General features: G+C 63.9%; 18 protein-coding genes and 1 tRNA gene. 11 read left to right on the top strand and 8 right to left on the bottom strand.

Annotated features, from left to right (window positions below; translation table 11 throughout):
• The first annotated feature begins 33 nt into the window (after positions 1–33).
• From KG104_RS01915 to KG104_RS01905, 3 genes are all read left to right on the top strand, one after another.
• Positions 34–1,032 carry an ABC transporter ATP-binding protein gene (locus KG104_RS01915; RefSeq protein ID WP_207348421.1) on the top strand — a complete coding sequence of 333 codons (999 nt, stop codon included), beginning with the start codon at positions 34–36 and terminating at the stop codon, positions 1,030–1,032.
• Positions 1,022–2,002, top strand: a complete 981-nt coding sequence (locus tag KG104_RS01910; RefSeq protein ID WP_207348420.1) for an ABC transporter ATP-binding protein — start codon at positions 1,022–1,024, stop codon at positions 2,000–2,002. Before KG104_RS01915 ends, KG104_RS01910 begins: the two co-directional genes overlap by 11 nt.
• An 88-nt stretch (positions 2,003–2,090) precedes the next feature.
• Entirely contained in the window at positions 2,091–3,077 is a 987-nt protein-coding gene (locus tag KG104_RS01905; RefSeq protein WP_207348419.1) for a cyclase family protein, read from the top strand.
• Between the two features lie 87 nt (positions 3,078–3,164).
• On the opposite strand, the gene KG104_RS01900 is transcribed toward KG104_RS01905, so the two are convergent.
• Together KG104_RS01900 and ctaD are read right to left on the bottom strand one after the other, a co-directional pair.
• Positions 3,165–4,115, bottom strand: a complete 951-nt coding sequence (locus KG104_RS01900) for a zinc-binding dehydrogenase (protein ID WP_207348418.1) — start codon at positions 4,113–4,115, stop codon at positions 3,165–3,167.
• 150 nt (positions 4,116–4,265) lie between these two features.
• A complete protein-coding gene (ctaD, locus tag KG104_RS01895; protein ID WP_104055875.1) occupies positions 4,266–6,020 on the bottom strand; it encodes an aa3-type cytochrome oxidase subunit I in 1,755 nt (584 codons plus the stop codon).
• Positions 6,021–6,244: 224 nt separating this feature from the next.
• Between ctaD and KG104_RS01890 the strand changes: the two genes are divergently transcribed.
• Together KG104_RS01890 and KG104_RS01885 are read left to right on the top strand one after the other, a co-directional pair.
• On the top strand, positions 6,245–7,738 hold the full coding sequence (locus KG104_RS01890; RefSeq protein ID WP_207348417.1) for an aldehyde dehydrogenase family protein: 1,494 nt from the start codon (positions 6,245–6,247) through the stop codon (positions 7,736–7,738).
• 108 nt (positions 7,739–7,846) lie between these two features.
• On the top strand, positions 7,847–8,731 hold the full coding sequence (locus tag KG104_RS01885) for an alpha/beta fold hydrolase (RefSeq protein WP_207348416.1): 885 nt from the start codon (positions 7,847–7,849) through the stop codon (positions 8,729–8,731).
• Positions 8,732–8,800: 69 nt separating this feature from the next.
• Here the strand turns inward: KG104_RS01885 and KG104_RS01880 are convergent, their stop codons facing one another.
• Entirely contained in the window at positions 8,801–10,027 is a 1,227-nt protein-coding gene (locus KG104_RS01880) for an MFS transporter (protein WP_207348415.1), read from the bottom strand.
• Between the two features lie 43 nt (positions 10,028–10,070).
• Complete coding sequence (locus KG104_RS01875) at positions 10,071–12,083, bottom strand: FAD/NAD(P)-binding protein (protein ID WP_237687253.1); 2,013 nt, start codon at positions 12,081–12,083, stop codon at positions 10,071–10,073.
• Positions 12,084–12,192: 109 nt separating this feature from the next.
• On the opposite strand from KG104_RS01875, the gene KG104_RS01870 reads away from it, so the two are divergent.
• Positions 12,193–14,328 carry a prolyl oligopeptidase family serine peptidase gene (locus tag KG104_RS01870; protein WP_207348414.1) on the top strand — a complete coding sequence of 712 codons (2,136 nt, stop codon included), beginning with the start codon at positions 12,193–12,195 and terminating at the stop codon, positions 14,326–14,328.
• 103 nt (positions 14,329–14,431) lie between these two features.
• A tRNA-Ser gene (locus KG104_RS01865) sits at positions 14,432–14,519 on the top strand.
• A 38-nt stretch (positions 14,520–14,557) separates the two neighbouring features.
• On the opposite strand, the gene KG104_RS01860 is transcribed toward KG104_RS01865, so the two are convergent.
• The 3 genes from KG104_RS01860 to KG104_RS01850 all read right to left on the bottom strand — a co-directional run bounded on the left by KG104_RS01860 (position 14,558) and on the right by KG104_RS01850 (position 19,502).
• Entirely contained in the window at positions 14,558–15,316 is a 759-nt protein-coding gene (locus KG104_RS01860) for a fumarylacetoacetate hydrolase family protein (RefSeq protein WP_207348413.1), read from the bottom strand.
• Positions 15,294–18,251 (bottom strand): FAD-binding and (Fe-S)-binding domain-containing protein, encoded by a 2,958-nt coding sequence (locus KG104_RS01855; RefSeq protein WP_207348412.1) that lies wholly within the window; start codon positions 18,249–18,251, stop codon positions 15,294–15,296. Before KG104_RS01855 ends, KG104_RS01860 begins: the two co-directional genes overlap by 23 nt.
• A gap of 69 nt (positions 18,252–18,320) precedes the next feature.
• Positions 18,321–19,502, bottom strand: coding sequence for a pyridoxal-phosphate-dependent aminotransferase family protein (locus KG104_RS01850; RefSeq protein WP_104055861.1), 1,182 nt, complete (start codon positions 19,500–19,502; stop codon positions 18,321–18,323).
• Positions 19,503–19,822: 320 nt separating this feature from the next.
• Between KG104_RS01850 and KG104_RS01845 the strand changes: the two genes are divergently transcribed.
• The 4 genes from KG104_RS01845 to KG104_RS01830 all read left to right on the top strand — a co-directional run bounded on the left by KG104_RS01845 (position 19,823) and on the right by KG104_RS01830 (position 24,393).
• Positions 19,823–21,196 (top strand): SLC13 family permease, encoded by a 1,374-nt coding sequence (locus KG104_RS01845; protein WP_207348411.1) that lies wholly within the window; start codon positions 19,823–19,825, stop codon positions 21,194–21,196.
• 64 nt (positions 21,197–21,260) lie between these two features.
• Complete coding sequence (locus KG104_RS01840; RefSeq protein WP_207348410.1) at positions 21,261–22,109, top strand: enoyl-CoA hydratase/isomerase family protein; 849 nt, start codon at positions 21,261–21,263, stop codon at positions 22,107–22,109.
• A complete protein-coding gene (locus tag KG104_RS01835; RefSeq protein ID WP_207348409.1) occupies positions 22,106–23,296 on the top strand; it encodes a CaiB/BaiF CoA transferase family protein in 1,191 nt (396 codons plus the stop codon). Before KG104_RS01840 ends, KG104_RS01835 begins: the two co-directional genes overlap by 4 nt.
• 68 nt (positions 23,297–23,364) lie before the next feature.
• Positions 23,365–24,393 carry an aldo/keto reductase gene (locus KG104_RS01830; RefSeq protein WP_207348408.1) on the top strand — a complete coding sequence of 343 codons (1,029 nt, stop codon included), beginning with the start codon at positions 23,365–23,367 and terminating at the stop codon, positions 24,391–24,393.
• 33 nt (positions 24,394–24,426) lie between these two features.
• Here the strand turns inward: KG104_RS01830 and KG104_RS01825 are convergent, their stop codons facing one another.
• On the bottom strand, positions 24,427–25,137 hold the full coding sequence (locus tag KG104_RS01825; RefSeq protein WP_207348407.1) for a hypothetical protein: 711 nt from the start codon (positions 25,135–25,137) through the stop codon (positions 24,427–24,429).
• Positions 25,138–25,193 lie beyond the last annotated feature (56 nt).

Here is a 25,193-nt window from a genome sequence, read left to right as displayed (position 1 = left end):
ACGGGACCATTCGACAAAGGAAGATAGCAACCCATGACCGAAAAAGTGCTTCTGGAGGTCAACGACCTTCATGCCTACATCGGATCTCCACGAGGCATCGTCAAGGCCGTCGACGGCGTCAGCCTGTCAGTGGACAAAGGCGAAGCACTCGGAGTCGTCGGGGAATCCGGTTCGGGAAAGTCCGTAATGGCGCGCGCCATCATGGGCTTGATGCCTCCGCGTTCAGCACGGACCGGGAGCATCGTCTTTCAGGGACGAGACCTCTCCGGTCTGGGCCGAAAGCAACTGCAGGAAATCTGGGGAAAGCAGATTTCGATGGTCTTCCAGGATCCGGGACGGTCCTTGAACCCCGTTGTCCGGGTGGAGCGCCAGCTGACGGAAGGGATGCGGCTCCACCTCGGTATCGGCCGCAGCGAGGCCGCGACGCGGGCACTTGAGCTCCTCAAGGAGGTCGGAGTTCCGGATCCCGAACGCCGTTTGCGGTCCTACCCTAATGAGCTTTCCGGCGGGATGCGCCAGCGGATCATGATCGCCGTTGCCCTCGCCTGTGAACCCGACCTCCTGATAGCCGACGAGCCAACCACAGCCCTGGACGTGACGATCCAGCGGCAGGTGCTTGACCTGCTGCGCCGCGTCCAGACAGAGCGGGGCATGTCCCTCATGCTCATCTCGCATGACCTGCACGTTGTGGCCGGACGGACGGACCGCACGGCCGTGATGTATGCAGGACGACTGGCCGAAATCGGTGACAGCCGGGCTGTCTTCAACGATCCCCGGCACCGCTACACGCATGCCCTCCTGGGAGCCACACCCACCGTTGACCATCCGCGGCACGCCCCCCTCAACGTCATCCCCGGGTCGCTGCCCTCACCAACGGACCCGCCCTCGGGCTGCCGCTTCGCACCACGGTGCCCGGCGGCTGCTGAAGAGTGCACCATGGAGCAGCCACCCGTTACCGTGTTTGCCGACCGCCACGCCGCGGCCTGCCTGCACCCCATCCCCCAGAAAGAAGGTGAGCGAGTTGGCCGGTAGCGGTAACGCACATTTGCGAGGCGAGTCAGCTGTTTTATCCGTTGAGGATCTCGAGGTCGAATATCACACGGGGCATGGAAGCTTTAAAGCCGTCTCCGGTGTCAGCTTCGACCTTTTACAGGGTGAAACCCTGGGCATCGTGGGCGAATCCGGCTGCGGCAAGTCAACCACCGGGCGGGCCGTCCTACGCCTCGATCCGATAGCGCGCGGCACCATCAGGTACCGCGGCGAGAATATAGACAGCGCTCCTCCTTCCCGGATGCGTGAGCTGCGCCGCGATATGCAGATGATATTCCAGGATCCCGTAAGTTCCCTTAACCCCCGCCGGCCCGTCAAGGAGCTCATCACGGAGGGGCTTGCCATCGGGGGTAAGACCAGGCGGGAGAGGGCAGCAGTAGTGCCTGAACTGCTGACCGAGGTGGGACTCCCCAGCGAACGATATGCCGACGCGATGCCCCGCCAGCTATCCGGCGGTCAGGCCCAGCGCGTTGCCATCGCACGCGCGCTGGCCCTTCGCCCGGGCCTGCTCATCTGTGACGAACCTGTGTCCGCGCTCGATGTGTCGGTGCAGGCCCAGGTGCTCAACCTGTTGGAGGACATTAAGCAAAAGCACGACCTCACCGTCGTGTTCATAGCGCACGATCTGGGGGTCGTCCGCAGCTTCAGTGACAAGGTCCTAGTGATGTACCTCGGAAAGACCTGCGAGTTCGGCGACTCGGTGGAGGTCTACGAACGGCCAGCCCATCCGTATACCCGGGGCCTGCTGGATTCAGTCCCCTCCCCGGAGCTCGAGGATGGCTTCGCCGGTCCGGCATTGACGGGCGATCTTCCGTCTCCCCTCAACCCGCCGACGGGCTGCCGCTTCCGGGGACGGTGTCCCCTGGCACAGGCCACCTGCGCAATCGAAGAACCGCAAATGCGCGAGATACGCCCGGGGCAGTTTGCGGCCTGCCATTTCCCCCTCGACTGACCGTCCCGGACCACCACAAGCAGACCACAAGGTACCGCCTGCACCGAACGCGGGCACCAATCATTACCTTTCGCAGGATGGAGTTCTTATGACAGCCGTACCGGATACTGATCCGCTCGCCCCGTGGGTACGTGAAATCGCGGCAAAGCACGAAGTCGACCGGCATGGAACAGGGCAGCAGTGCCGCGGCTCGGTTGCACTCATCGACGAGGCAGCCCGGCTGCGGGGCGCCGCCCACATCAAACGCGGGCGTGTCGTCTCGCTTGAACGCGAGGTGGAAACCCGTCCGGCCAGTCTGGCCGCCGAACGACAGCGGGCGGACGCTGAAAAGGGCCAGTGGGAGGCGCTCGGCCTGTCCGAGATGCCCGCCGGCCACGGCGCCGTGGACCTGAAGGAACAGATCGGCGTGTACGGTCGCGCTGCCCACGGCGGCGAGGTCATCTCCTACGATCCGCACGGCGTCCACAACACGCACATGGACGGGCTGGCACATATCGGTGCGGATGGGACATGGCATGGATCCATCCCGGTGCAGAACACCGCCACTGATGAGGACACCATGGTGAACTGGGCGCAGCACGGGATCGCCACCCGCGGCGTCGTCCTCGACGTCGCCGCTGCCCGCGGCGTGGAGTGGATCACTGCGGAGAAGCCCGTCACCGCTGCTGAACTGGACGCCGCGCTTACCGCCACAGGCGTGACGCTGGAAGCCGGGGATGCGCTGATCATTTACCAGGGCCGGGACCGTTACGAGGCAGCGGGCAACGTGTATCCAAGCGGAGCCGCCGCGGTGGCCCGCCCCGGCATCGGGGAAGAGGGAGCCGAGTGGATAGCGGCTCAGGACCCCGGGCTGGTGCTGTGGGACTTCCACGATGCACGTAACAACCCGCGCGGAGCATTGGAAGTGCACAACCTGATCTGGGCCATCGGTCTCTGCCTGGTGGACAACTGCCTGCTTGGACCCGCTGTGGCCAAGCTCAAGGCCGCCGGTGTATCTACGGGTCTTCTCGTTGCTGCCCCGCCGGCCATTCACCGGTCCACCGGAGTCTTGATCAACCCGGTGCTCCTCTACTGAGCGCGCGGGGATCTGCCCGCTAAAGCACGACGGTGGCTGCGCACCGGAATGGTACGCAGCCACCGTCGTCGTTAAGGCGCGGAAACCTTAGTTCCCGAAGCGGGCAACGAGCCGGCCGAGAACCTGGTTGTTCTTCAGCCGCTCGAGGCCCTCGCCGATCTGGTCGAACGTGATTTCCTCGTAGCCCGGAGTGATCTCGCCGCGGAGCATCAGGTCAAAGACCTCCTCGATGTCGGCCACGGTGCCGCCGAGCGAACCTTCGATGGTCTTGCCCAGGATCGAGGTGGTCAGGATGGTGAACGTCTGTTTGCCCAAACCGACCTGGACAACCTTGCCGCCGCGCTTAATCGCATTCACGGCTTTCTGGGTGGTATCGAAACCGGCGTAATCGACCACGAGGTCAAAGTCGCCGCCCCGCCGCGGATCGGTCACCCATTCCGCGGCATCCTTCACGCAGGAAACTGCACCGACTTCCCTGGCCGCGGGCCAAGCCTCTTCCTTCATCTCAGCCACGTGCACCTCGGCCCCGGCCAGGACCGCAGCGCGGGCACCGATCTGCCCCAGTCCGCCGAAGCCGATGACGCCGACCTTCATGCCCTTCTTCGCACCGCCGGCCTTGATCATCGCGTGATACGAGGTCATGCCGGCGTCCGTGGCCAAAGCGGCAAGGGAGATGTCCAGGCCGTCCGGAACGCGGGCCAGATCGCGGTAATCCGCGGCCAGCTTGTCCGCGAAGCCGCCGGGGGTGAACATGCCCAGCGGCGGCTGGACGCCGGCGGAATTCACGCCCACCACGTCCCCCACTTTGAAGCCGGTGACTTCCGAGCCCAGCGCCGTAATGACGCCGGCGTTCTCATGGCCCTGCGTCATCGGCAGGAACGGCATGGCCTGGTCCCCGACCTCCATGTACATCACGTCGGAGTGGCACAGGCCTGCAGCCAACACATCAATAATGACCTGGGTGGGACCGGGAACCGGCTCCTCAACCTCGTTCAGCTGGATCGGCTGCTGCTTCCCCATGTACTGCCAAGCTCTCATGACTGGTGTCCTTCCGACGGGGTCGAGGGCGGCAGACCCCGCACATGCGCTGTGGTCCGCACGATCGTTCGAGAACCCTCGGCTCCAGTCTAGAACCGCGCTGGACCCCGCGCGGCGGCAGGTCCAGACCCGCTGGCTGCCTTCAGACAGCTAGTCCCGCGGGTCCGGATCATTGGGCTTCTCACTGCCCATATCCGCAGCCCCGAAGACCTTGACCATGGGGTTGTCCGTGTCCTCGTTGGCCCGCGGTTTCAGCTCCGGATGATGCAGGTCCAGGGCAGGACGCTCGGACCGGATGCGGGGCAGGGAGGTGAAGTTGTGGCGCGGCGGCGGGCAGGACGTGGCCCACTCCAGCGAACACCCGAAGCCCCAGGGATCATCCACGTCCACCCGGCGTCCCCGGCGCCAGGTGATGTACACGTTCCAGAAGAACGGAATCATTGAAACACCCAGGATCATGGAGGAAATCGTGGACAGCTGGTTCATGGCGGTAAAGCGGTCCTCCACCAAATAATCGGCGTAGCGGCGCGGCATGCCGATAACGCCCAGCCAGTGCTGGATCAGGAACGTGCCGTGGAACCCAATGAACAACAGCCAAAAATGGATCTTGCCCAGACGCTCGTTAAGCATCTTCCCGGTGAATTTGGGCCACCAGAAATAGAAGCCGGCGAACATGGCGAACACAACGGTTCCGAAGATCACGTAGTGGAAGTGTGCCACCACAAAGTAGGTGTCAGAGACCTGGTAGTCCAGCGGCGGCGAGGACAGGATGATGCCCGTCAGGCCGCCGAAGAGGAACGTGATGAGGAAGCCGATGCTCCACAGCATGGGCGTCTCGAACGTGATGGATCCCCGCCACATGGTGCCGATCCAGTTGAAGAACTTCACGCCGGTCGGTACGGCGATCAGCATGGTCATGAAGGCGAAGAAGGACTGCATGATCGCACCGGTGACGTACATGTGGTGGGCCCACACGGTGACGGACAGGGCTGCAATGGCGATCGTGGCAAAGACGAGCCCCTTGTACCCGAAGATCGGCTTCCGGCTGAAGACCGGCAGCACTTCCGAGATGATGCCGAAGAACGGCAGGGCGATGATGTAGACCTCGGGGTGGCCGAAGAACCAGAACAGGTGCTGCCACAGGATGGAGCCGCCGCGGTCGGGGTCAAAGATGTGTGCTCCGAACCGGCGGTCCGCTCCGAGGGCGAACAGTGCTGCTGCCAGAGGCGGGAACGCCATGAGGACCAGGATGGCGGTGACCAGCGTGTTCCAGGTGAAGATCGGCATCCGCCACATGGTCATGCCGGGGGCGCGCAGGCAGATGATCGTCGTGACGAAGTTGACTGCGCCCAGGATAGTGCCGAACCCGGACAGGGCCAGCCCGAACACCCACAGGTCCCCGCCGATCCCGGGCGAGAACGTGGTGTTGGACAGCGGCGCATAGGCCGTCCATCCAAAGGACGCCGCGCCCTGAGGCGTGATGAACCCGCTGACCGCGATGGTGCTGCCAAAGAGGAAGAACCAGAAAGCCAGCGCGTTCAACCGGGGAAAGGCAACATCGGGTGCACCAATTTGCAGCGGCATGATGACGTTGGCAAAGCCGGCGAACAGAGGCGTGGCGAACATCAGCAGCATGACCGTGCCGTGCATGGTGAACAGCTGGTTGTACTGCTCCTTGGTCTGCAGGATCTGCATTCCGGGCTCGAAGAGCTCGGCGCGGATCACCAGGGCCATCACCCCGCCCAGGCAGAAGAAGATGAACGACGCGATCAGGTACATGTACCCGATCGTCTTGTGATCCGTCGAGGTGATCCAGTTGACGACGATGCGTCCCTTGGACAGCGGAACGACGCGCGGCGCAACGAAGGTGCCGGATTCATCAGTGGAGTACTTGAGCGTCGACATGCAGTGCCATCCTTGGGTGCAGTGGCCAGAACAACGTACTTCCAGCGATCCCCTCAGAGCCCGCCGTGTCTGTATCGTAGGTCTCCTCTTTCACCGCCGTCCAGAGGCTGCAGGAACCTTCCGCAGCCCACTGGCTCGAAGCGGTGCCGTCCAACAGTGGGGAATGAAAGCGACCAGCACCCGGTTGAACCGGGGACATGCCTCGAGACTCCAAGGAGAAACACATGACAACGCAGGTTCAGTCACCAGCTCCGGCCCTCACGGACTGGATTCCTTCGAAGCAGTACATCGCCGGGCAGTGGCGCGACGGCAGCTCGGAAAAGACCCTCTCGGACAAGAGCCCGTTTGACGGCACCGAACTGATGAGTATCCGCCAGGCGTCCCGGGAAGACCTGGACGAGGCCTACACCGCAGCGGCCAAGGCCCAGCTTCAGTGGGCGGCGCAGACACCTGCGGCCCGCCGCGCCGTCTTAGAACGCGCAGCGGAAATCTTCGACGAGCGCCGCGACGAGATCATCGCCTGGCTCGCCGCCGAATCCGGCAGCACCGTGATCAAGGCCAACATCGAGGTTGATTCCGCCCGCGCCATCACCAAGGAGTCGGCCACCTTCCCGCACCGGGTGTCCGGCAGGATCCTGCAGTCCGACGTCCCCGGCAAGGAGTCCCGCGTCTACCGAGGCCCGCTTGGCGTCGTCGGCGTCATCAGCCCCTGGAACTTCCCGCTTCACCTGTCCCAGCGCTCCGTGGCACCCGCGCTGGCACTGGGCAACGCCGTCGTCCTCAAGCCCGCTTCGGACACCCCGGTGACCGGCGGCCTGATGATCGCCCGCATCTTCGAGGAAGCCGGGCTTCCCGCAGGCGTCCTCAGCGTCGTCGTCGGCGCCGGGTCTGAAATCGGTGACGCCTTTGTGGAGCACCCGGTCCCCTCCTTCATCTCCTTCACAGGTTCCACCCCGGTGGGCAAGAACCTCGGGGCCCTCGCTTCTTCCGGTCCCACGCTGAAGCATGTGGCGCTCGAGCTCGGCGGCAACAGTCCCTTTGTGGTCCTCGCCGACGCTGACGTGGACCAGGCCGTCAAGGCCGCCATCATGGGCAAGTTCCTGCACCAGGGGCAGATCTGCATGGCCGTGAACCGGATCATTGTCGAGGATGCCGTCTATGACGAGTTCGTGGAGAAGTTTGTCGCACACGCCAAGACGCTGAAGTCCGGGGATCCCACGGACCCGCAGACCACGGTGGGCCCGATCATCAACGCCAAGCAGCTCGAAGGCCTGCAGAGGAAGATTGAGCTGGCTCAGGAGCAGGGTGCACGGCTGGTGGTGGAGGGCGAAACCAACGGACAGGTCCTCTCCCCCTACGTCTTTGCCGATGTCACCAAGGACATGGAGCTCTTCCAGGAGGAGATTTTCGGTCCAATCGCCGGCATCATCCGCGCGGCCGACGCCGAAGACGCCCTCGCGCTGGCCAATGCCAGTGATCTCGGACTGGCGAGCTCGGTCTTCACCTCGGATCTGGACCGGGGCGTTCTGTTTGCCCGCCGCATCAAGGCCGGTATGACGCACGTCAACGACATCCCCGTTCAGGACGAGGCCCATGTGGCTTTCGGCGGCGAGAAGAACTCCGGTTTGGGACGTTTCAACGGCGAATGGGCGATCGAGGAATTCACCACCGACCACACGGTGACCCTGCAGCGTGAGCCGCGGCAGTACCCGTTCTAACGGGTTCAGCTTCCACCCGGAGCTGAAAGCTGAAAGGATGCCGTCCCGGCTGATTGCCGGGACGGCATCGTTCTTTTGCCGGGTACCACGCAGATGAAGGGGGAGCCGATGCAGGCGAGGCGACAGTGGACAGTGGAGAACGACGGCGCCCGGCTGGCCGTTTTCGAGTACGGGCTGCCGGCGGCACCGATGACACCCACCGTGCTCCTGGTGCACGGTTACCCGGATGACCACACGGTGTTCCGCAGTGTGATCGAGGATCTGGCTGCGGACCACCGGGTCCTCGCCTACGACACCCGCAATGCGGGTGCGTCACGGGTGGACAGCAACCAGGAACGCAGCCCCCTGGCTCCGTACCGGCTGCCGCTGCTCGTCAATGATCTCTACGCGGTGCTGGCATCGGCAGAAACCGGGCCGGTCCGTCTCGTGGGCCACGACTGGGGGTCTATCCAGTGCTGGGCTGCAGTCCGCGATACCCGGGCCGAGGGCACGATCCTCGGCTTCACCAGCATTTCCGGTCCGGACATCGGTCACCTGCGGCGCTGGTTTGCCGCGTCCCTGCGGTCTCCGCGCCGGTGGCTGCTGGCAGCGGGGCAGGCAGTGCGCAGTACGTATGTGGCCTTCTTCCAACTTCCCGTGCTGCCGGAGTTCCTGTGGCGGCTTCTCGGGCCGCGCTACGCGAAGCGAGCGGGAACCAGCACCGAAACAGCCACAGACAACGGTATCCGCGGGCTGCAGCTGTACCGGGCCAACCTGCTGGGGTCCGGTGTTCCGGCCGGAGGACTCCCACCCCTCATCGGCGTTCCCGTGCACGTGGTGGTTCCGCTGCAGGATCCGTTCCTGTCTCCGCGGCTGACGGACGGGCTGCGCGAGGAGGTTCGGGATCTGCGGATCAGCGCCGTCGACGGCGGACACTGGTGGCCCGCAGAGAACAGTGCCGCGTTCTGCCGGATGCTGCGGCAGAACGCGGCGCCGGAACAAGCCCTCGAGTGAAGAGGCGATGCGCGAATATCCCGCGGTAAGCGGCACCGTCGGGACACTGGATCGGAGCCCCGGTCAGGATCAGCCCGGAAGAACCGGTGATGCGTCGGCCGGGACATCAGCAACACCCAGTGTCCGGATTGCCCACGGGCCCAGCACTGCACCGCTGAGAATCAAGGCCCCGGAAACCAGGCAGGCTACCTGCCAGGAACTGAACTCGTAGAGCGCCCCTGCGGCAAGGGCGCCGGCGGCCGCACTGAGCAGTCCCACGGCGGTGTAGATGCCCATGGCAGTGCCGACACTGTTCGGTGCTGCCTCGGCAACCACGGCCTGTTCAACCGGCATCAGCACGGCAAACGCGACACCGCTCAGGATCCATAGGACCGAGACCAGCACCGGGCTGCCGACCCATGCCAGCGACACGGCAAAGACCGCACTGAAAACGGACGCCGCCATGACCGCCCGCCGCCGCCCGATCCGCAGGACGGCTTTATGCAGCACGGGAGGAAGGACCATCATGGCAATGGCTCCGGGAAGAAAGACATAAGCGGCTTCAATGACACCCAGTCCGAATCCCCGCTGCAGGTGCAGCAACAGCAGGACGGAAACAGCGGCTTCTGCCACAGTGGTAGTGGCTGAAGCAATCAGCATGGGCCGCACCCGCCGGGCGACGGCCCGGGACCCGCCGCTTTCTCCCCCGGCCGTTCCCGTGCCGTCCGGAATCCGGGCAAGCCGGACAGGGCTGGTGAACAGCGCCACCGCACCAACCATGCAGGCCGCACCGCATCCTGCGAGCACCGGAGCGAAGAGGTCCGTCTGTCCCAGCAGCGTCAGCCCGGCGACAAAGGCGATCCATGAACCGGTGGACTGCACGGACATAAACCGGGCAAAGACTCCGGAGTCTGCCGCCAATCTTTCGCTCACCATGGCACGCAGGGACACCCACAGGACGGCTCCGCCGGCACCACCCACAACGGCAGCGGCAAACGCCGTCGGCAGGGAATCTGCAAGGGCGTAGCCGCAGCAGGACACCCCGTAAATGACTGCACCGATCCCGGCAAGAGTCCGCCGTTCCCTGCTGTCGGCCAAGCGTCCCGCCAGAGGCCGGACCAGAACCGAGACGAGCAGTTCCGCCGCGATCAGCAACCCCACCTGCGAGGCACTCGCCCCCAGGGCGATTCCCGCCCACAGCGGGATAAGGAAATCGATCAGCTCAGCAGGACCGTAGGTGAGCCCGGCCGCCAGCAGCGCAGCCCGTTCCCGGCGAAGCGCCTTTCCTGAGTCCCCCGGCATCGTTTTCGCAGACATCGCCTGAGCATAGGCATGCCCGCGCGCGCAGGCAAGGAACGGGTCAGCTCGAACTGCCGGCGTTCGCCCGCTGGTACTTGCTTGCCCCGCCGGTTTGTCCGCGGCCGGCCGCTGAGGCCAGGAGCGCCGAGGCAATATCGTCCGCATCCCGCAGTGTTCGGGCGCCTGCGCCGGCCGGGGAACCCGCTTCAGCCGCGATTGCGGTACCCCACTGGACCGATGAAAGCTGGAGCCCCAGTACATACAGGTTCTCCTGCGGCTCACCGCTGATCCCCACCGGCCGGTACGGCGGCAGGGTGACATCCAGGCCGGGGGTGATCACAGCCGTTCCGTCCGCCGCCATCATGACCTTGGGCCGCACCAGTCCGTCGCGCAGCATTCCGCCGAGCAGCGGGGAGATGTTCCGGTCCACGCGGTTGGGCGGCATCATCGCTTCCACCAGCGTCCGGGCGGCGTACTCCGTGCCGGACCAGGGCGAGGAACCGGTGAACACACCGCGCGCTTCGTCGATGTCAAAGCGCGGGTCCGGACCCACGAAGTGCACGACGCCGGCCCGCACCAGAGCGGCCAGCTGTTCGATCCGCTCGGGTGGAGGTCCGCTCGCGAGCCCTTCCACCAGCGGCTCAAACCAGCCGCGCAGTTCGGAAAGCCAGGATGCATCGGCCAGTCCGCCGTCGGCCACTATGGATTTCAGCAGCGTGCGTCCGGCGTTCAGGGCGCCAATCGCCATTTTCAGGGGATCGTCCTCCCCTGCTGCGGAACCGGCGGCGTCGTCCTCCAAATAGGCCAGGACGGCGTTGTCCAGATCATGCGCGCCGCGGTAGGGGCGCCTGCCCAGCGGCTGGGCCAAAGCTTCCAGGTTGGTGCGCCGGTCCGCCGGCACGAAGCGGTCCAGAACTTTTTCTTTGACCGAATCCCATTCGGGGCCGGGAAGATCGAGGGCCGCGCGGAGCTCTTCGAGGAACAGCTCTGCGGGTTCCAGCAGCTCGTCCGCCGCCACCCGGACAAGTGTGGAGTAGTAGGCCCAAACGGCGTCGCGGTGCAGCAGCGGCCAGAGATCATGGTCGAAGCCGGGCAGGATTCCCTGCTGCCTGAAGGCTGCTGCGGCTTCTTCAGTGAAGTAGCGCAGGTGAACGCTGCGCGGCACGTAAGAGTCCAGCCGCGCCTTAGCCCGGTACGGGGTTCCCCGCCGCGAGGCTGCCACCAGGACCGGTTCACGCCCGCTGGGCTCATAGCGAAGCGCCCGGCCCGCAGGCAGTCCGCTGGGCAGGAAGCGTCCGCCGCGGCCCGTGGTCACCTGAATCATGATGTCGAAGAAGTTCAGCCCGAGTCCGCGGACAAGTACGGGCTCGCCGGCGGGAAACACACTGAAATCCACGTCGGAAGGAACTGCGGGCGGCAGGTAGCGCAGGTTGTGGCGGTCCGCGGCATCACGCAGCCGGTCCTGATCCGCGCTCAGGGCTGCCGGAAGGTGGCCGAGGGCGAGCACGACGGCGTCTGCGTCCAGCGTGCCTTCGCCTGCCACCTCAAGCACCCAGCCCGCACCGGTTTCCGGCCTGGTGAGACTGAGGACTTCGGAGCGGACATGGTCCAGTTCCACGCCGGCTGCGAGCGCCGCTTCCTGCAACCGGGCGAAAGTCCATTCGAGGTACCGGCCGTACACTGCGCGGCTGGGAAAGGCACCGGGTGTCAGCTGTGCCAGTTCGTCGCGGTCGGCAGCAGGCAGGTCCGTGCCGGCGCCCGGATCCGTCATCAGTATCCGCCACTGGTCGAAGGACAGGCCCGACGGCGATGCCGCCAGCTCATCGGCGGTGGCGCCGGCCGGAACCACGGTGGGAAAGAGGCAGGGCGTGTTCATCAGGAACAGCCGGGACTGGCCGGTGCGCCAGACATGGCCCGGACCGGGATTGAACGGATCGATGACCCGGATTTTCAGGGCAGGCCGGCTCGGTTCCGGCAGCGCCAGGTACCGGGCCAGCGTACGTTCCACAACAGAGATCCCCCGCGGGCCCGCTCCGATCACGGCCAGTTGGAAGCTCTGCGTGGTATTGATCATGCTTCAAGAGTATCTAACCGGTAGGTTCACCTTTTCGGCGGGGCGGACAAATGGCTGTCCGGCCCGAAGGCTAGCCGCTGCCTGTGGCATCCGCCCCTAGGATGGGCACATGACTTCCTCGACTCCTGACCTGCCCGGTCCCTTCGCTGATGATGAGTTTCTGTGGCTGGAGGACATCTACGGCGACAAGCAACTGGACTGGGTGCGCTCGGAGAACAAGGTCACCGAGGACCTGCTCTCCGAAACGGGCTTCGAGGACACCGAGAAACGTCTGCTCGAAGTCCTGGACTCCACCGACCGGATACCGATGGCAACCAAGCGGGGCGGGCATTACTACAACTTCTGGCGCGACGCCGAGCATCCCAAGGGTTTGTGGCGCCGCACCACGTGGGAAAACTACTGCACCGACAATCCGGAGTGGGAAATCCTGCTGGACGTGGACGAGCTCAGCCTCGCCGAGAACATGGAGTGGGTCTGGGGCGGTTCGGCGTTCCTGCGCCCCACTGACGGCGGCCCGTACCGCCGGGCGCTGGTGGCTCTCTCCCCGGACGGCGGTGACGCCGCCCGCTACCGGGAGTTCGACGTCGTCGACCGCGCCTTTGTTCCCGGGGGCTTTGACATTCCTGCGGCGAAAAACCGCATCAGCTGGGCCGGGCCGGATGAGCTCTACGTCGGCACCGACTTTGGCCCCGGGTCCATGACCAGCTCCTCCTATCCGCGGACCAGCCGGATTCTGCGCCGCGGGATGGAGCTCGCCGATGCCCTTCCCTATTTCGAGGTGCCTGAAGACCACATGATGGCGGTGGTGGCGCACGACCAGACGCCCGGTTTTGAGCGGGACCTGGCGGTGGACATCGTGGACTTTTACAACAGCTCCACCTTCCTGCGCCGCGGTGACCAGTGGGTCCGTTTGGACGTGCCGCTGGACGTGAACGTGGACGTGCACCGGCAGTGGCTGGTGCTGCGTCCCCGCACGGACTGGCAGCTGGGCGAAACCGTCCACCCTGCCGGGTCCCTGCTGGCGGCGGATCTTGATGTCTTCCTGGCCGGCAGCCGGGATCTTCTCACGCTGTTCACTCCGGACCCGGCCACGTCGCTGCAGTCCTGGAGCTGGACCCGGGACTACCTGCTGCTGAACCTGCTGCATGATGTTTCTTCGCAGATCTCGGTGTTGGATCCGGCCAACGGCTGGACGGCGTCGGCCCTGGACGCCTGCCCGCCGCTGCACAGTGTTGATGCCTATGCCGTGGATGACGAGGACGAGGAAGCCGGCAATGACTACTGGCTGATCAGCACCGGATTCCTCACCCCGTCCACGCTCTCACGCGGAACCCTCGGCCAGGCTGAAGGCGGCGGGGCAGCGGTGGTGAAGGAATCGCCGTCGTTCTTTGACGCCTCCTCCTGCACCGTTGAACAGCACTTTGCCGTCTCCGCTGACGGAACCCGGGTGCCCTACTTTCAGGTGGGGCCCAAGGACCTGGTGCTCGACGGCGGCAATCCCACGCTGCTCAACGGTTACGGTGGCTTCGAACAGGCTCTCACCCCCGCTTATAGCGGAATGGTGGGCCGCGGCTGGCTGGAACGCAGCTTCACCGATGAATCCGGGATAAAGCGCGCGGGCGTTTATGTACTGGCGAACATCCGCGGCGGCGGCGAATACGGCCCCGAATGGCACCGCGCGGCGCTGCAGGAACACCGGCACCGGGCCTACGAGGATTTCGCGGCGGTGGCGCAGGACCTGATCGACCGCGGCGTGAGCTCCCGGGCACGCCTGGGCTGCACTGGACGCAGCAACGGCGGGCTCCTGGTCGGCAACATGCTCACCACCTATCCGCACCTCTTCGGGGCTGTTTCCTGCGGGGTACCGCTGCTGGATATGCGCCGCTACACCAAGCTGTCCGCCGGGTATTCCTGGATTGCCGAGTACGGCGATCCGGATGATCCGAAGCAGTGGGAGTTTGTTAAGACTTTTTCGCCCTATCACCTGCTCAAGGACGACGCCGATTATCCGCCCACGCTGATCTGGACGGCCACCAGTGACGACCGGGTGGGTCCGGTGCAGGCGCGGAAAATGGCAGCCCGCATGAAGGCGATGGGAGTGGAGCAGGTCTGGTTCCACGAGGCATTGGAAGGCGGCCACGCCGGTGCATCCGACAACCGCCAGGCGGCGCGCATGTACGCTATGTCCTATGAGTTCCTGTGGGAAGCCCTGACGGGCCGCCTGCACCGGGTCGGCACGGCCTAACCAACCGGCGGCGCGGGGCTCTCCGGGCCGGGACGTTTTGCTCTTACCGGGCCCTTATGGGTAGTCTTGTCAGGCTGGCAGCGGAAGCTACCAGAGGGTAATTGGAGACGTGCCAGAGCGGCCGAATGGGCTTCACTGCTAATGAAGTGTGGGCCTAAAGCCCACCGGGAGTTCAAATCTCCCCGTCTCCGCGCTAAAACCCCCGGGAAACCGGGGGTTTTTTTGTTTTCTAGGTCCGCCAGGCCACCGTATTGGTCAGCACGCCTATACCGGCAACTTCAACCTCCACGGTGTCTCCGGGCTTCATCTGTCCCACTCCGGCGGGGCTTGCCGTCAACAAAACGTCCCCGGGCTGCAGCGTAATCCACCGGGTAATCCATTCGAGGAGTTCACCCACGCCAAACACCATGTCGGAGGTTTGGCAGTCCTGAACGGTTTCAGAGTTGAGGCGTGTCTGCAGCCGCAGTGACTCGCCGGAGATAGCGGTTTCGATCCAGGGCCCCATGGGACAGAAAGTGTCGAGGCTCTTGGCGCGGGTCCATTGCCCGTCTGCCCGCCAGTTGCTGGCGGTGACATCATTGGCGCAGGTATACCCGAGGACATAGTCCCGGTAGTCGGCCGCCCGCACGTTCCGGGCCGTGCGGCCCAGGACGACGGCGAGTTCGCCTTCATATTCCAGCCGGTCCAGCTCCCTGGGATGCAATATGGCGTCCCCGGGACCGGCAAGCGTGTTGATCCCCTTCAGGAAGATGGGCGGCTCATTCGGCACCGGCTTACCGAGTTCGGCCAGCTGGCTGCGGTAGTTTCCCCCGGCGCAGATGATGATGCCGGGGGTGCATGGGTTCAGTAACTGAATGTCCGCTTCCGCCGCCCTTCTTCGCCCGGCAGAAGGATTTTCCCACCCGCCAACCAGCTCGTACACCGTTCCGTCCGCGAGGACTCCGGAGTGCGGCTGTCCGTTCCCTTCAACGTACCGAATGATCCGCACTGCGGCCCTCCCCGGCGCTGCTCGACAATGCCTCCTGAAGAAGCTCCAGCGGGTGCCAGGCTGAGCGCTGGGTGCCGTGAAAGATCTGCTCGCGGCAGGACGTTCCGGTTGCCGCAACCACCGTGTGCTCTCCCGCTTCCCTAATTGCCGGGAACAGGCGGTCCTCGCCGACCTTGAGGGATACGGCATAGTGTTCGGACTCGTAGCCGAAGGAACCGGCCATGCCGCAGCAGCCTGCGTCCAAATCTGTCACTGTAACTCCGGGAATGCGCCGCAGCATGGCCATGGTGGCGGCTGTTCCCACTTCCGCTTTTTGGTGGCAGTGCCCCTGGTAGAGGATGGTCCGCCCGGCGAGCCAGGAGTCTTCGGCCAGTACCAGGCGCCCGTCATCGATGGCTTCGGTCAGCAGCTCCTCGATCTGCCTCACCCTCTTGGCCACGGCCAGGACGTTGGCATCCTGCGGCAGCATCGTGACGTGTTCATCCCTGAGCGTGAAGAGGCATGAAGGCTCGCATCCGACGATTGGGGATTCCTGAGACCCGGGGCTGTTCAGGTCCCTTGCCATCGCGGCCGCTTTCGCCTTGGCTTCGTCGACGAGCCCCTTGGACAGCGCCGACCTGCCGCAGCAACCCGTGCTGGCCAACTCCACGTTCCAGCCGGAAGCCTGCAGCAGCCTGACCGCTGCCTGCCCGATGTGCGGTTCCGAATAGGTCGTGAAGGAGTCGGCCAGGAAACTGATCGTGCCCTGGCTGCCGGGCTCGGCAAGCCGTCCGGTTCGCCGGTACCAGCGGATGAGGTTCATGAACCGGTAGTGCGGCAGCGGCCGGGCGGCGGCTATCCCCACGGTGCGTTCCATGACGGCGCGCAGCAGGGGAATACGTCCGGGAAGGTTGGAAACAGGCGCAAACGCCGAGCCGAGCTTGTTCAGGGTGCGGATGGCTCCAAAGATCCGCGTCCGCAGCGGAACCCCGTGGAGCTCATGGTAGTGGGAGAGGGTTTCGCTTTTGAGCTTGGCCATGTCCACGCCCAGCGGGCATTCAGCTTTGCAGGCCTTGCACATGAGGCAGAGGTCCAGGACCTCGTGCAGCCGCTCGTCGCCAAGGGCTGCCTTGGGATCCGGCTCCGAGAGGGCCTTGACGAGGGCATTGGCCCGGCCCCTGGTGGAATGCTCTTCTTCCCTGGTTGCTATATATGAGGGACACATGGCCCCGGTGGTGCTCTTGCGGCACAGACCGATGTTCATGCAGCGGTCGGCGGCGCCCCGCATGCCTCCAACCACTTCGAAGTCCAAACGGGTCCGGAAACCGACGGCAGCCGGCAACATCGCATCGCGCAGATTGTCCGTCATGCTCGGGGCGTCAACGATCTTCCCGGGGTTCATGATGTTCCCGGGATCAAAGACCCGCTTCACTTCCCGCATGGCCTCGTAGAGCCGGTCGCCGAAAATTTCCCGGTTGAATTCACTGCGGGCAAGGCCGTCGCCGTGTTCGCTGGAGTTCACTCCGCCAAACTCTTTCACGAGGTTCTTGACCTCCACGGCAACTGCCCTCATGCGCAGGACTTCGTCTGGTTTGGCCAGATCGACAAAGGGCCGGATGTGCAGGCATCCCACGGAGCAGTGACCGTAGAATCCGGCCCTCATCTGATGCTGATCCAGGATTTGGGCAAACCTCGCGGTGTACTCCGCCAAGCGCTCGGGCGGCACGGCGGTGTCCTCGACGAAAGCCAGCGGACGGTTGGACCCTTCGCTGGCAGCCATCAGCAGGCCGAGGCTGGACTTGCGCACCTTGAGCAGATCCGCCTGTTCCGCCGCCGTGACAAGTTTCAGCGTTGCATAACCCCGGCCGTTCCTTTCCCACAGCGAAATCAGCGCTTCCAGCCGTCCGGTTATCTCTTCCTTGTCGTCTCCGGTGAAAGAAACGAAAAGAAGGGCTGCAGGGTCCCCCTGCAGCGTTCGGCCCAGGTTCGAGTACTCGATCTTTTGGCGGGACAGATCCAGAATCGTCTTGTCCATCAGTTCCACCTGCGCGGGTTCGCAGCTCAGCGAGTCCGCGGTGGCTTCGATGGCTTCCTGGGTGGTGGCGAAGTGCCCCACCGCATAGACGGTGTGGCGGGGCTTGGGCACCAGATCCACTTCTACCTGCGTTGCAATGACGAGGGTTCCTTCCGAGCCCACGACAAATTTGGCCAGGTTGAAATCGTCCAGGGACAGGCGGTCGAGCCGGTATCCGCTGGCCCGGCGCCAGAAAGGCGGGAAGCCGGAGGCAATGGCCTCGGCATTCTCTTCCAGGATCTCAGGCAGCCGGCGGTAGATTTCGCCTTCTCGTGTCTGCGCTGCTGCCCGACGGATCCGCTCTTCTGCGTCAACGGGTTCCAGCCTGGCGGTGGTCCCGTCCGCGAGCACCACGTCCATGCTTCGAATGTGGTCAATCGTCATGCCGTAGCGCAGCGAGCCGGAACCGGCTGAGTTGTTGCCAAGCATCCCGCCAATGGTTGCCCGGTTGCTGGTGGAAGTATCAGGCCCGAACATCAGCCCGTACGGCGCAGCGGCGCGGTTCAAATCGTCTTGGACCACCCCCACTTCCACCCGGGCCGTGCGGGCAACAGGATCAATACTGAGGATGCGGTTCATATGGCGTGAATGGTCCACAATGATGCCGGCGCCCACCGTCTGCCCCGCCAGGCTTGTTCCCGCCCCCCGTGCAGTCACCTGGATGCCGTAGGCGGCGGCAATCCTGACGGTTTCGGCTACATCGTGCCCGTCCACCGGATAAACAACGGCCACCGGGCGCATGGTGTACATGCTGGCGTCCCGCGAGAACATGTGCCGGCTGTAATCGTCAAAGGCCACCTCTCCGGTCAGTGCCTGCGTGAGTTCTTCGGCGAACCCGGCGGGCAGCGCCGCGTCCACAGCCGAAATTTCAGTGGTGGTCATACTGACGTGCCTCGCTTCCGCGGCTTCGTTGCCGCCTGTACCGGTGCCCCGGACCTTGCGCTGTCTTTATTAACCCTGTTCCAGGACAGCCATGGCTGCTTCCAATCCGTCCTGCTTGATGGGTATTCCGCTGAGGTTCAGGCCCATCTGCACACCTCCCAGCGTGCCGATCAGTGTCAGGTCCTCGAAGGCGCCAAGATGCCCGATCCGGAATACCTTGCCGCTCAGCTTGGACAATCCCGCTCCGAGGGACATATCAAAGCGGTCCAGGATAGTGGCTCGGAGATCATCGGCATTGAAGCCGTCCGGGACCAGGACCGCCGTCAGAGATCCGGAATATTCGCGCGGGTCCTGGCACAGTACTTCCAGCCCCCAGGCTTCCACCGCCGCCCGTGTTGCCCGGGCATGCCGCTGATGCCGGGCAAACACGTTCTCCAGACCCTCGTCATCAAGCATGCGCAGCGCAACTTTGAGTCCGTAAAGGAGATTCGTGGAGGGCGTGTACGGCCAAAACCCGTTTTCGTTTGCTGCAAGGATGGGCAGCCAGTCCCAGAAGGACTTGGGTAATCCTGCCGTTTCCCTGGCTCTGAGTGCCTTGGCGCTGACCGCATTGAAGCTCAGCCCCGGGGGAAGCATCAACCCTTTTTGCGACCCGGAGATGGTGACGTCCACACCCCACTCATCGTGCCGGTAGTCGATCGCGCCAAGGGAGGAAATGGTGTCCACCAGCAGCAAAGCCGGATGTGATGCGGCGTCCATTGCCGCCCGCACCTCGGCAATCCGGCTGGTCACGCCGGTGGAGGTTTCGTTGTGCACACAGCAGACGGCCTGAATCTCATGTTCCCGGTCCGCCGAGAGTCTTTCTTCAACAACCGCGGGATCTATGCCGTGGCGCCAGTCCCCGGGAACCAGTTCAACAACCAGGCCCAGCTCCTCCGCCATTTTCTTCCACAGTGCCGAAAAATGGCCGGTCTCGAAACACAGGACGCGGTCTCCCGGGCTGAGGGTATTGACGAGTGCTGCTTCCCAGGCTCCTGTCCCCGAGGCCGGATAAATAATGACCGGCTGCGTTGTTCCGAACACCGGGCCGATGGCCGAGAGAATATGCCGCCCGAGCTCTTGAAAGTCCGGGCCGCGGTGATCGATGGTGGGCGCTGCAATGGCCCTCAACACTTCATCGGGACAGTTTGTTGGTCCGGGAATCTGCAAATAGTGGCGGCCGCTTGTGGCCCTGGGTCGAGAAGTTTCCATGCTGCCGTCCTCCAAGATGGCGCTTCACTGCGCCCTCGGCCAAGCTTCTGAATGGAATTTTTTTATCGCATGGGTGAACGTTAGCAGTGGGGTCCAACCCCGTCCAGCATCGTCTTTAACCCTGATTCCGATGCATTGGCCCGCCGCAGAATGGATCAGGCAGCCTATTTGCGGGTCCTTGACGCGACGCTGTCCGCCTCTCCATACTCTCCCCCAACGGCGTGTTCCTTCCGGACATCAAAGATCGCGGCTCCCAGGGCTGTGCGACCTGTCGCGGCATATGGATCATGGCGACCCTCAACGACGTGGGAGAAGTGTAAATGTCTATTGAACTTCTATCGATCCTGGTACTAGCCGCACTATTTCTGATCGCAACCGTTCGCCCCGTCCATATGGGTGCGCTGGCGCTGGTCGCAGCTTTCATTATGGGAACCATGGTTATTGGCGAAGACGTGGATACAGTCCTGTTGGGATTTCCCGCAGACCTCTTCGTCATCCTCGTAGGCGTCACCTATCTCTTTGCACTGGCGAAGGCAAACGGAACCATTGACTGGGTGGTTGTGAAATCCGTGAGGATGGTCGGCGGCAGAATTGCGCTCATTCCATGGGTGATGTTTGCCATTACCGCCGTCATCACTTCGGTGGGCGCAGTTGTCCCGGCCGCAGTGGCAATTATTGCGCCGGTCGCCATGGGATTCGCCGTCCGGTATAAAATCCGTCCCGTCCTGATGGGCCTGATGGTCATCAACGGGGCCAGCGCCGGCGGGTTCTCCCCCATCAGCGTGTTCGGCAGCATCGTCAACGGCGTGGTGGTGCGAAGCGATCTGCCCGGCAGCCCCGGCCTGCTCTTCCTGTCCTCGCTGCTGTTCAACATCGGCCTGGGCATCGTCGTCTTCTTCATGTTTGGCGGACGCAGCTTCATAGGCCAGCGCGATATCGGCGACGGTGTCATCCGAAGCACCAACCGGCGCACCTCGCCTGACGACGGAGCCGAACCCCAGAGTGGCGGAAGCGGATCCAGGACCAGCAGGGCTGCCAATACCACCGTTCAAACCATGACGCCGTCCACCGGCGAGCCCATTCCGACGGAGAGCAGCCTGGACCGGCACAAGGTCTTTACGCTGGTGGGAATCCTCGTGCTCGCCGTAGCTGTACTGGGGTTCGGATTCGACGTCGGCTTCACGGCTGTCACCATCGCCGTCATCCTGTCCCTATTGTCGCCTGAGAGCAATAAAGGCGCAGTCAGTGCCATCGCCTGGCCCACCGTCCTGCTTCTGTGCGGCATCGTCACCTATGTGTCCCTCATGGAGCGCATCGGGACGATTGACTGGCTCGGAAATGGTGTGGCAAACATTGGCGCACCATTGTTTGCAGCCATTTTGATCTGTTTCATCGGAGCCATCGTCTCCGCCTTTGCCTCCACCACAGGCATTCTGGGGGCGCTTATTCCGTTGGCCGTCCCCTTCCTCATGACGGGTGAAGTCGGTGCCATTGGAATGATTATTGCGCTCTCAATATCCTCCTCGGTTGTTGATTCGAGCCCATTTTCCACCTCCGGCGCCCTGGTGGTGGCCAACTCCCCCGAAGACCAGCGGGATAAAGTGTTCCGCCAGCTCATGGTCTGGGGTTTTTCCATGGTGTTGATTGCCCCCGTGGCAACGTGGCTGATCTTCATTGTCCCCGGATGGAGTTAATACTTTTCCTGGATCTGCATCCGCCAGCACACTTCCCGTTTTGGATTCAAAGTCAGGACATCCCTTGATCGAAAAATTTGTATCCTCGTTCGACAACTTTGACGACCGGTTGCCGAATGTTCTGTGTTCGATGGAGAACGGTGTAGCGGTAGTTGCGATTGCCAACACCTCCGCCCGCAACGCGCTTTCACTGAAGATGTGGAAGGACCTGGAAACTATTTTCAGGGACCTTTCCTCCGATGCCTCGGTTCGGATCATTGTGCTGCGGGGCGCAGGGACGGAAGCATTTGCGGCCGGCGCTGACATCAGCGAGTTCCCCGAACTCCGTTTCACTGCATCCTCAGCCGCCGTCTACAACGCCCAGTTGTCCCGAACGCTGCGGCGGGTGGCCGAGATTGAGATCCCCACCATCGCGATGCTGCAGGGCTTCACGGTGGGCGGAGGATGTGAGCTGGCTGCCGCATGCGATCTGCGGATAGCAGCCGATGACCTTTCCATCGGCATTCCGGTGGGCCGCCTGGGCGTCATCCTGGGGCTGACGGAATCACGGTTGCTGGTCCGCCATATCGGTGTCAACGGCCTGAAACGGCTGCTGTTCAGCGGCGAACTTGTGGGTGCAGAGCAGGCGCTGGGGATGGGGCTGGTGGACGAAGTTGTGCCGGCTGCGGAACTGACCGCCAGGGTTTCCACGCTGGCTGCCGCCGTCAGGGCATCGTCTGCCACCGTAATGACTGCCGCAAAGGTCATCACCGATCTGGCCGGCACGCTCGACGATGCCGCCGCCGACCGCGTGCAGGAACTTTCCCTGCGCGCCTACGACGGAGCAGACCTGCGGGAGGGAGTCTCGGCCTTCCTGGAAAAACGCAGGCCGGTGTTCGCCGGCGGGGTCGCGGAAGGGGAACCCACCCGATGAGGCCGCTGGAGGGCGTCGTCGTGCTTGATTTGTCCCGCTACATCGCCGGCCCAACGGCCAGCATGATGCTAGCGGACCAAGGTGCTGACGTGATCAAGGTTGAGCCCCTGCCCGGCGGCGACCCGTCGCGGCAGTCCGGGCCGTTCATGGACGGCGGTGAGAGCGTGTATTTCATGTCGGCAAACCGCAACAAGCGTTCCCTCGCCGTGGATCTTCGATCGGCCGAGGGTTTGTCTGCAGTCCAGCGGATCGCTGCCGGGTGCGATGTTCTGATCGAGAACTTCAAACCCGGAACGGTATCCCGCATGGGCTTGTCCTACAGCGACCTGGCACCGCGGAATCCCGGGCTGGTTCATTGTTCGATCAGCGGCTTCGGCAGCGGCGCTGCCGGTTCGACCATGGCAGGATTCGATCAGAACGCCCAGGGCATGAGCGGCTTCATGAGCGTGACGGGAACGGCGGAGACCGGACCACTGCGCGCGGGTATCCCTGTTGCCGATTCGAGCACCGGCCTGGTCGCCGGCTTTGCGATACTTGCCAAGCTCTTCGAGAAGGCACACACCGGCGTCGGCGGCCAGGTGTCCACATCGCTGATGCAGACCATGACGTTCATGATGACCTACCAGGCACAGAAATACCTGAGCCTGGGCATTGTGCCAACCATGGAGGGCAACGATCACCCGCTGATCTTCCCCCAGGGCACGTTTCGGACCAGGGACGGGCACGTCACCATTGCCTCCGGGAACCAGCAAATGTGGGAAAAACTCGCGGCTGTGCTGGGGCTGGATGATCTTCTGCGGGATGCAAGGTTCAGTACAAACGAGGTGCGGCTGGACAACCGGGTTCAGCTGCGCAAACTCATGGAAGAACAGCTCGCCGGGAAGAACTCTGCCGACTGGATCAGCATCATCAACCGCGCAGGAATCCCCTGCGGACCCGTCTTGGCCATGGACTGTGTCTTCAACCATCCCCTCGCCCGGGAACTAGAGCTGACCGGTTCGGTGCACCACTCCACGTTGGGTGACATGTTGGTGCTGGGCCGTCCTGCCGACACCGGCGACGCGCCGTGGCTGCACTCCGCTCCGCCGGTCCTGGGCGAGCACAGCCAAGCGGTGCTCGCCGACCACGGCTTTTCGGAGGCAGAAATCGCCGAGTACACGCGGCGCGGCATCATTGCGCAGGGATAGGGGAAGACAAGCACAGCCCTACCACGCATATGCTGTCAGTCCGACGGAATCGAGCAAAGGACCCCTCCATGGAAATGCGTCTCCTTGGCCGCAGCGGCACCGTTGTCAGCGCCTACGCCCTCGGCACCATGACGTTCGGCAACGAATCGGATCAGCACGTCTCCCACGCGCTCTTGAATACCTACGTCGAAGCCGGCGGCAACTTCATCGATACCGCTGATGTCTACACCGACGGGGCCTCGGAGGAAATTATTGGCCACTGGCTGCAGGCCCGTCCGGAAGCGGCAAGGAACCTGGTGCTGGCCACCAAGGGCCGGTTCCCCATGGGCGCCGGTCCGAATGATCTGGGTACTTCGCGCAGGCATTTGCGCCAGGCACTGGACGCGTCGCTGAAACGGCTGGGCGTGGACCACATTGACCTGTACCAGCTGCACTCATGGGATCCCCTCACCCCTTTGGAAGAGACCCTTGGCTTCCTTCAGGACGCCGTCACTGCCGGAAAGATCAGCTACTACGGTCTCTCCAACTTCACCGGCTGGCAGCTGACCAAAGCCGTGTACACCGCCCGGATGCGCGGCTGGAATGAACCGGTGACCGTGCAGCCGCAGTACAACCTGCTGGAACGCGAAATTGAGTCCGAAGTAGTGCCGGCAGCGCTCGACGCCGAACTGGGCCTGCTGCCCTGGTCGCCCCTTGCGGGCGGATGGCTCACGGGCAAGTACCGCAGGGAATCAGTTCCGGCGGGCAAAACACGGGTGGGAGACAATCCCGCCCGGCAGTTCCAAGGCTGGGATTTGCGCAGCAACAACGAACACACCTGGCAGATCATTGACGCCTTGAGGGCCATCGCTGATGCGCATCACGCCAGCTCTGCCCAAGTAGCCCTGGCCTGGCTTGCGGCCCAGCCCGGTGTCACCTCGGTGATCCTCGGCGCCCGCACGGTGGAACAGCTCACTGACAATCTGGGTGCCGCTAACCTCGCGCTCACTGCCGCCGAGGAAAAACAGCTTGCCGATCTGAGCCGGCCGGCCGTTGGCAACTATCCCTACGGGGCGGACGGCCGCAACCAACGTTCCCGGCAGCTGCACCCGGCGTAACCGGCGGTTTGGCAGGACACCCCCGGAAGCCGGTTAGAAGTCCTCCGGGCGAAGATTCTTTACCCACTTGCTGATTTCGTCTTCTTCAGGCGTGGTGGCTGGTTTGGCTGCCGGACCCTGGCGGGACTTGTCCGCGGAAGCTGCCGGTCCCTCCGGGGCCGTACCCAACGGATTCGTGTCCTCCGGGGCCGCATTCTGATCTTTTGCCGTCCCGCCGGAGACCGATGAACCCGCGGCGTCCCCGGTTTTCGGAGAGACCGGCGCGTTGTCTGCAGCACCGGCGGGAGCGTCCGAGGCAGGACGCTGCGGCTGCTGGGGCACAAAGGGCTGCGGATGCATTGCGAGGTTCTCCACCGCGGCGCCTGCCGCGCGAACGCCGACGCCGGTGAACTTCGCGTAGAGCTGCACGGCTTTGATGGGATGCCCCTGGGCAATCGCTGCATACACCTGCTGGTGCGCAGTCGCGTCCAGGCGCGCATTGGCCTCCCGCGCAGCTTCAACGGACGTCCGCGGCGTCCCCGGAGCAGCCTTGGCCGGCCGCTTGGAGGTGGTCCTGCCCCCGGCCTTTGCTCCTGACGCGCCGTTCCCCGTCGCCCGCTGCGGCTTTGCTGCCGATGATTGCCGGCTTTCTCCACCCGCCGGGGATTCGCCGTCGGCCTGCTTCTTCCGCCGCTGGGCGCGGCTGATCACGAAGTTGACCGCAACAATGGCTACGACAAAAAGAACAATCACCAGGAACTCCATATACCGATCCTAGCTTTGCCCGCGGTACAGGCACCTTCCTCCCGGTATATTGACGT

The organism is Arthrobacter sunyaminii, from assembly GCF_018866305.1.
Classification (GTDB): Bacteria; Actinomycetota; Actinomycetes; order Actinomycetales; family Micrococcaceae; genus Arthrobacter_B; species Arthrobacter_B sunyaminii.
This window is presented reverse-complemented; position numbering and strand designations above follow the sequence as displayed.